The sequence below is a fragment of the Natronobacillus azotifigens genome, from assembly GCF_026805325.1.
GTDB classification, from domain to species: domain Bacteria; phylum Bacillota; class Bacilli; order Bacillales; family Amphibacillaceae; genus Natronobacillus; species Natronobacillus azotifigens.
Window position 1 is genome coordinate 1 of the sequence record NZ_JAPRAT010000050.1, and the last position, 8,207, is coordinate 8,207.

Below are 8,207 nucleotides of genomic sequence, written 5' to 3' on the forward strand. Positions count from 1 at the left end.
AGATATGGGAGAGTCCCAAACTCTGAAACCGTCAACATGATGCTATAAAATAAGGAAAACAATAGCTTGAACAACAGTATAGCTGGGGTAATTGATATGAAGCGTAGAATAAAGAAATTATATCAATATTTAGTGAGTTGGTTAGGTTATTATCAATTGGAAGAAACACCGCACGCATTTAATGATTAAGATGGCTGGATAAGGAGCAGGGTAAAAATGATTCGTTGGAAAGAATGGAAAAAGATAAAATCGAAGGCGAAGAACCTATTCGATGTGGTGAGGATAGAGATCAGGAAAGGTGAATAAGCGAATACAAAGAAAGCTTATTGGCTAATATCAACTAGCCCTACCCTGAGCCGGCCGCTTGGTAATTAATACGGAACAAGGCAAGCGTTAAAGCGCCTATTTTGGTAGATATCAAACCGCAAGTTGGACTTAAATGAAACGTCCGTATACCGTACGATGCCTATGACAGTGTGAGAGGACGGGAGTTAGTCACTCCCATCTACTCGAAATCATTCACTATTCGAATGATTTCGTGAAGATATTTTCTTTGAAACGGAACGGCTTCTTCTTTTTAAAGAAAAAGAAACAAGACAGGCATATAGAATGCCAATCACGAGTCCAGTTTCAACCCCGAGTGTTAGTGTAGCAACAAAGGTCATTACCCATGTCCATCCCTGAGGTCTATTGTTTCTAAACAATTGCACCGCTGTTTTTGTATCAATTAGACTTGATATAGCAACAATAATGATTGCTGCTAGTACGGCATGGGGCAGATAGTAAAAAAGATCAGTAAAGAATAGAAGGGTTAGGCTGATAATGATAGCCGTAATAATTGTCGCAAGTGGCGTTTTAGCCCCAGCTTGATGATTGACAGCAGAACGAGATAAACTTCCTGCAACAGGAGATCCACTAAAAAATGCCCCCCCAATATTTGACAAACCAATAGCGATTAATTCTTGATTTGGCTCAATATTATAACCTTCTTTTGCTGCGATAACTTTCGCCATTGCAATAGATTCCATAAAGCCAATTAATGCAACGGCTAAAGCAATCAGAAAAAGATCTCTAATGGATGTCATGTCTAATCTAGGTATAGATAACGATGGTAATCCCCTCGGTATCTCTCCGACTATTTCTACTCCTTGTTGTTGTAATTGAAATAGGTTTAAGACCAAAACACTAAGAACGACAACGACAATCTGGGCTGGAAGTTTCGGTACTGTTCTTTTTAATAAAATCAATAACAACATGCTGAACAATCCAATACTTAACGTAATCAAATGCACTTCATTCATCCTACTTGGTAATTCAAACAGCACATGAAAAGTGCCTTTATTCGTGTTTAAGTCTATACCTAATAAATAATTGAGTTGACTTAAACCAATGAGGATAGCAGCAGCTGATGTGAATCCACTGATAACGGAATGTGGAATGAAATGAATAAGAGATCCAATTTTAAGAACGCCCATAAGGAATTGAAGAATTCCTGACAACAACATCAAAAGTAAAACGAGTGAAATGTATGTATTCGTCCCTGGTTCAGCCATTGAGGTGACACCGGTAAGAACTAGCAATGACACCATCGCTACCGGACCTACTGCTAGCTGTCTTGAGGTTCCAAAAAGTGCGTAAATCACCAAAGGAATGGTAGATGCATATAAACCGTAGACAGGCGGTAATTGCGCCAGCATGGCATAAGCCATTCCCTGAGGAATAAGCATAATGGCGACGATCAAACCTGCAGACAGGTCACCAGTTAAATTCATTTTATTATAATTAGGAATCCACTCTAATGCGGGAATAATTCTTTTTAGCAAACCGTGCCCATCCTTTCCTTGATAAAAAATTTGACTTCTATTATTTATTCTACTGCTTTTCTCTTGCTGTTAGCAAGGCGCATGTTTTAAGGATGTCAGATCCTGTCGAAGAAAAACGGTATAAATTTGTGTGTAAAGTGTAGATGTTTGAGAGGGTCAATACCTAATTTATCCTGAAGCAAACGTCCGTAAGACTCCTACTTCAAAACAAGGAGAATACCTTTAAATGGGAGTAACAGACGCTAGCACCCCGAATGATTCCACTAACAATCAATAGGGGAATACCCAAAAAACCCCACTAATTGAAGTTTCACTGTATCGGACAGTTATAATACTGACAGAAGGAGATAAAAAATAGATTAATTTTCATAAATGAGATTGCAGTTTTACTTCTTTCTAGTTAGTGCATGAGCCTGATTACACCCGAATACACCGTCCTGCCGATTGTTTGAATGATAATTCGCCTTAGAAGTTTTTAATCAATAAAAATTAAGACGTAAGTGGATGGCTTGCTACCCAGTCCATCTTTTAAAGTATTGATTAGTAGTTATTCGATTTCTGTCTCTTTTGACACCATTGGTTATGATAGGGATGAAGGTATTTTGAAAATATTATATCGCTTTAAAGATTCCCCATTTCTATTCTCAAAAAACCACGTTAATTATGTAATAGATACTTTATCTTGTTTTTGACGGTGTCGATCGGATGAACGATGTAATGCTTACCAATTACTTAATTTTAATTTTCAGCTCGATTTGCTTTCATTACGCAAATTACAATTGAAGATTAATAGGATTGGTATCCTTTGTCGATTTGAGATATAGAAAAAACATCAAAAAAATACTCTTTTTTGCTGATTAGGAGATCAACGAAAAAAGAGTATTTTTGCATAAGAACATTTAATAAATAGGCTAAGGGTTAGAGGTAGTTGATCTAACTTTTCCTATACTTTAAATTTTTCAATTAAAATACGTAAATCTTCTGCTATAGATGCTAGGTTTTCGCCTGAATGAGCAATTTCTTCAATAGTTGCTGCCTGTTCTTCCATAGAGGCTGAAGCTTGTTCGGTTCCTGCAGCGTTCTCTTCAGATATTGCAGATAGATTTTCCACCAGTTCTATAATGTTATCTTTATTAGTTCTCATTAGTTCTGCTGAGTGATTTAGCTTATCTACAGCATGTCTAACAAATTCTGTCGCTTCGGCTATCCCGTCAAACTTGGTTTCCGTAACTTGTACACTTTGTGCTTGTTCAGTAACCGTTACTTTCACTTTATCCATCGTATTTACTGCAAGTTCAGATTTTGATTTTAGTTCATCAATGACAGCCTTTATTTCACTTGTGAATCGATTTGAATCTTCAGCAAGTTTTCGAATTTCATCTGCGACGACAACAAATCCTTTGCCAGCTTCACCTGCTCGAGCAGCTTCAATTGCCGCATTAAGTGCTAATAAATTGGTTTGATCAGCGATGCTTTGAATCATCGCACTTGCGTTTTCAATCTTCTCTGCACTTTGATCGTTACTGATGATAATATCATAGACATGATTAGCTGCTGTATTTACATTTTGCGTTTTAGTAATCAACTCTTTTAAAATCTTAAATCCTTCATCTTTCTGAGCATCAATCTTCTCTGATGCATCATTAAGTTCTATCATATATTGCGCATTGTTTTCCAATAAATTGCTAAGATTATCAATGTTATGAGCTGTATTTTCCGTATCTTTCGCCTGATCATTTGCACCGATTGCAATTTCCTCAATCGTTCTTGATACTTCTTCCGCTGCTGTTGCTGCTTGTTCTGATGTAGCAGTTAACTCTTCTGAAGATGCTGCTACTTGTTCTGAGCTATCCATAATTTCTTTTACCATCTCAGAAACAGCGTTTTTCATCGTCAATATCCCCTGAGAGATTTCACCTAGCTCATCATTTTTTTGTGTTAATGCTTCTTCAATTTCAACCGTAAAATCTCCCTGAGACATCTTATTAAGCTTCTCTTTTAACGTTCTAATTACTTTAATGATTTGATTGGAAAAGAAGTAGAGCAGTACACCTAACGAGATAAAGATAAGTAAGCCCATTCCTGCTATGAATATAATGTTTTGTCTTATTGCTTCTCTAACACTGTTCATGGAATAGCCAATATTAATAGCTCCTACATGGTCTCCATCTAAAACAACTGGATAAATCACATCGAAAACCACTTCACCCAAACTTTCTTCATAATGCTCAGATGCGTATGTTTCTCCGTGAACAGCTCCAGTAACACTTCCAATATCATCTAATTGATCACCGATATCTTCTACATCATCACTTGCTAAAATAACCGCTTCATTGTCCATAACTGTAGCATAAACAATTTCCTCATCGGTAGCTAGTTGTTCTACTAGACTTTGATACGAAAACTCTTCTGTAAGTTCATTAACAATATCGGCAGAAATACCAACTTGAACGAAGCCTCCCTGATTATTTCTTACTGAACCATATTTTAAATAAGTATCAGATTCTACATCCCTGCGTACTTCTTCCATCAATTCATCTCTTCCCTGAATCATAGCGTTCAACGGGTGATCTTCAGGGACAGTCCAACCAACATAACTTGGTACGGTTGAGTAAGTGATCATTCCTTCTGGAGAATACCAATAAATTTCATGAACGTCGATGTTCTCCATAACTTCCGTTAAGAAATCGTCACTTAAACGGTCTTCGTTGTTGATTACCGTTCTAGCAGCTGCACGAATTTTTTCTTCTAACATATCATCTATCGTATCAAGGGCTAGATTATTATCTGATATCCGATCCACCATTTTTTCTGACATGAGTAAGCCTTGTAATTCCATTTCTTTCAATAAACTATTTCTTGTAAAATTTGACGAAACAACAGCAATAATCAAAATTCCTACAAATACTGCCACAAGTGGATACAGCAAAATCTTTTTTCTAATAGATCCTCTTTTTCCTTGTTTCATCTTTATCCCCCCATTTAATCATATTAATTCAAAAAAACGCTAAACTTTGAAGATCCATTATCTTGACTATATTTCCTGTTTTATCCCGGAGTAACGGACGCTAGCCCGAATGGTTCAAAGGCCTTTAGGGCTAACAATCAGTGGGGGAATACCTAAAAACCCCCACTGATTGAAGTTTCACTTTATCTACGAGATACAGACTTACTGCAAATTATCTTTAAGTGATAATCCCCCATAGTAGGAATGATACTTCAATAGGGAATTTTTAAAAGGTCGTGTCCTCTTTTGATAGAATTTTTGAGGAACTAAAATGCATTCAATTCAAGCTTGAAGATGAGAATGTAGAAATCGCCTAATTAGTTCGTAATGGTTGAAAAAAATAGGGTGCATTTTATTTCGATATTTTTTTTCATAAATTCTATTAGATAGACTAAACACAGAAACTTCTTAAACTATACAATATCATAAAATTAATAAAAAACTACTAGAAATTATTACAATGCCACACGGTACGGAGGTATAAGAGATTTGGAGTAAGACGAGAATGAATCTAAATGAAAATTTGCTACGAGGCCCCTTACACTGATTTGCAATGTTCTATAGTAACACAAGGCAAATTAAGACGATCAATTGATGTGTTGATTTTCCTTTTTTTAGTAGATTAACCTTAGGAACGACACTCGAATTGGCCCATCGGAATTGGTGAAGGAGATTTACAGTCAACCCAAACTTTTACGGATAGCTAGTGAGAAAGAATTGTTCGAGCATAGATGTGTTTTTTCGAAGGCAATTAAAAGTTCATTTGGGGAGAAGTAACGCGACAAAAGGAAATGCATCCAACAGGAAGTATCCGTTTCCTTCGTGGTTCGTGGAAACATCAACTGAATGCTGAAGGTGAAAATAAATTATTAAGCATTGTACAACGAATTGTTATTCGCGAAAGATAAGAAAAGCCCTGCTATTCTTGTACTTTAGGAGAGTAGCAGAAAATTTGATAATGTAGGTATGTGCGTAGTTTCTTCGATCAAGTAAATGTGGGCACTATTACAAAGTAAATAGATTTTATATGGCCAAACATCTTATGTACTTAAAAAATATATAATCCGATTATCAATCTGAATTTTTTAAAAATCATAGAACAGGGGGCCAACTGGTAGCTTTGTCTGTGATGTGCGGATAATGGTGAAATTTATCTCAAGCCCAGAACTAAAATACTAGTCAATTTAATTTTTTACATGCGATTCACCGTTAGTATCTCTTCCTATTATCGAAAAAAGGTCTATTTTTTTCGGTGCATTATGAATAGAAAAGCGCAATGGTCATTAGAATACGAGTTGGAAATCAGCTTCTTCCTCTGTATATTTCAGATGGTAAGTCAGGTTTGTTAAATCCAATTGTTCATCAATTTGCTCTACTTTAAAGGTGAGTTGAGCATTTGTTTGATGAATGAATGATTTAATTTCATCATTGGTCAAATTCCCTTGCGTAATTGTGTAAGCTTGTTCTTGAATGATTAAGTGCGGTAAATGTGAAATCGGTTTTGAATCAAGGCAATCGAAGAATAAATAACTCGATAAGCAAGTTGCTGATTTAATGTAAACCATGCCGACCTCTAGTCCATAATGCCCCTTTGCTTCCATAATATTTTTTGCTAATTCGCCTAACGTCGAATAGGCTGCTTGTTGATTCAATTCACCGTCAAAAGGTGTAACATAATACATTCGAGGTTTTTCTGTGATCATGAAATCACCTTGTTCAAGTTGTTTTGATAAACTTAAATTCGCACGTAAATCGTCGATTAAGGCGAACTGACTTTCAATTAATTTAATCTTTTCTTCAGCCATTTGTCTGCCATAATCTAAAAAGTCGTTTAAATTGAGCGAACGATGTTCAGGGGATAGAAATTTGTTCAATGTTTTTAAAGGAATATCGAGCTCTATTGCTGCTTGTATAACAAAAACCAGATGCACCTGACTTAAGCTGTAGTATCGATAACGGCTGTCTGGGTCAATGTATGCGGGAATTAAAACACCGACTTTTTCATAATAACGTAATGATTTGATATGTGTACCGGTTAGTTGTTGTAGTTGCCCAATAGTTAAAAGATCTTGATTTATTTCGCTCATTGTATTGACTCTCCCACTGTAGGATTGTTTATGCTTATCTCTAGGTTACATTGGTAACACACAAAAAACAAGAGAAAATAAAGAGTGAGGGGATTATAATGGTTGAAAAATATTTTTTTCACATTATTTATTTAATTGAAGTGTTAATTGCAATTATCATAACGCTTGGAATGATTATGGGGATTTATCAAATGGCTAAGCAATTGATTGATTTATCAATGGCAACGAATGGGCATTCATATGATGCGATTAAGACATTTTTAAGTTTAGGTTTAATGATCGTGATCGGTATCGAGCTTGTACTCGTTCTACTCGCATCATCAACGACTAATTTAATGGAATTAATTTTATTCGCAGCAGCACAAAAAATGTTGATTTATAGTGATAACATGCTGGATGTTTTAATTGCAGCTGTAGCAATTGCGATTATTTTTGCAACAAAAAAATATTTATTAACAAGAAAAGATATTCGTGGGCAAGACGCTCACCATAAATATGTGAATGAAAGAAAAACGGAAAGAGAAGCAGAAAGAGAAGCTATTTAGGTGCCTGTCACCGCCCGAAATTTGTCGAATGTTTGATTAGGTTTGTGTGCATAGTTAATTTATGGAGCTGCTTATTCAAGAATAATTAGTAAGGAAAAGCTATCTAGTCTATTGACTGGATAGCTTTTTACAGTAGGAGTATATTGTAATGTTAGGATCATCTATTTAACTTGGGTCATCCGCGTATATCACATCAGTTAGACAAGTTTAGTACAGATGATTCATAGTTTGTTGGACGGGGAATATTACATTGAAAAGTATTCCTAGGAGGTACAGTATGCTGTTTAGTGATTCTAGTACATTAATTAGTATTCTTGTAAAAGGTGTCAGTATTTATATTTTTCTTATCATTGCCCTAAAAATGTTTGGTAAAAGGAGTTTAGCTAAGTTAAATGCATTTGATTTTATCGTCACGATTGCTTTGGGATCTATTTTAGCGGCCACTTTAACAAATAATCAAGTAACAGTAGCTGATGGTATTTTAAGTATTTTTATTGTGCTAATGCTTCAATATTTTGTATCAAATTTTGCTGTTAAAATTCCGTATTTGAATAACTTAATAAAATCTGAACCTACTCTTCTCTACCATAATGGGGAGTTTCTAGATAAAGCATTAGAAAAAGAACGTGTTCAAAAAAAAGAAATATTTCAAGCTGCTAGAGCAAGTGGCGAACACGATTTGAAGCAGGTAAGTCAAGTGATCTTAGAAACCAATGGAACTCTCTCCGTGGTCAAGAAGTAATAG

Annotated in this window: 5 protein-coding genes; 2 read left to right on the plus strand and 3 right to left on the minus strand. The window is 35.5% G+C overall.

Annotation, left to right across the window (positions count from 1 at the left end; genetic code table 11):
* Nucleotides 1-515: 515 nt before the first annotated feature.
* The 3 genes from OWO01_RS15625 to OWO01_RS15635 all read right to left on the minus strand — a co-directional run bounded on the left by OWO01_RS15625 (nt 516) and on the right by OWO01_RS15635 (nt 6,917).
* Nucleotides 516-1,823 (minus strand): SulP family inorganic anion transporter, encoded by a 1,308-nt coding sequence (locus tag OWO01_RS15625; protein WP_268781401.1) that lies wholly within the window; start codon nt 1,821-1,823, stop codon nt 516-518.
* Between the two features lie 943 nt (nt 1,824-2,766).
* The gene (locus OWO01_RS15630; protein WP_268781402.1) at nt 2,767-4,791 is read right to left on the minus strand and encodes a methyl-accepting chemotaxis protein; all 2,025 of its coding nucleotides are present in this window, start codon (nt 4,789-4,791) and stop codon (nt 2,767-2,769) included.
* A gap of 1,322 nt (nt 4,792-6,113) precedes the next feature.
* On the minus strand, nt 6,114-6,917 hold the full coding sequence (locus OWO01_RS15635) for a MerR family DNA-binding transcriptional regulator (protein WP_268781403.1): 804 nt from the start codon (nt 6,915-6,917) through the stop codon (nt 6,114-6,116).
* Between the two features lie 98 nt (nt 6,918-7,015).
* Here OWO01_RS15635 and OWO01_RS15640 point away from each other — a divergent pair, with 98 nt between their 5' ends.
* Together OWO01_RS15640 and OWO01_RS15645 are read left to right on the plus strand one after the other, a co-directional pair.
* Nucleotides 7,016-7,462, plus strand: coding sequence for a hypothetical protein (locus OWO01_RS15640; RefSeq protein ID WP_268781404.1), 447 nt, complete (start codon nt 7,016-7,018; stop codon nt 7,460-7,462).
* A gap of 277 nt (nt 7,463-7,739) precedes the next feature.
* Nucleotides 7,740-8,204, plus strand: coding sequence for a DUF421 domain-containing protein (locus OWO01_RS15645; protein WP_268781405.1), 465 nt, complete (start codon nt 7,740-7,742; stop codon nt 8,202-8,204).
* Nucleotides 8,205-8,207: the final 3 nt, after the last annotated feature.

What these genes read in the sequence shown, in the direction of transcription:
- OWO01_RS15635 (WP_268781403.1), bottom strand. Translation starts at nt 6,917, where the DNA reads ATGAGCGAAATAAATCAAGATCTTTTAACTATTGGGCAACTACAACAA.
- OWO01_RS15640 (WP_268781404.1), top strand. Translation starts at nt 7,016, where the DNA reads ATGGTTGAAAAATATTTTTTTCACATTATTTATTTAATTGAAGTGTTA.
- OWO01_RS15630 (WP_268781402.1), bottom strand. Translation starts at nt 4,791, where the DNA reads ATGAAACAAGGAAAAAGAGGATCTATTAGAAAAAAGATTTTGCTGTAT.
- OWO01_RS15645 (WP_268781405.1), top strand. Translation starts at nt 7,740, where the DNA reads ATGCTGTTTAGTGATTCTAGTACATTAATTAGTATTCTTGTAAAAGGT.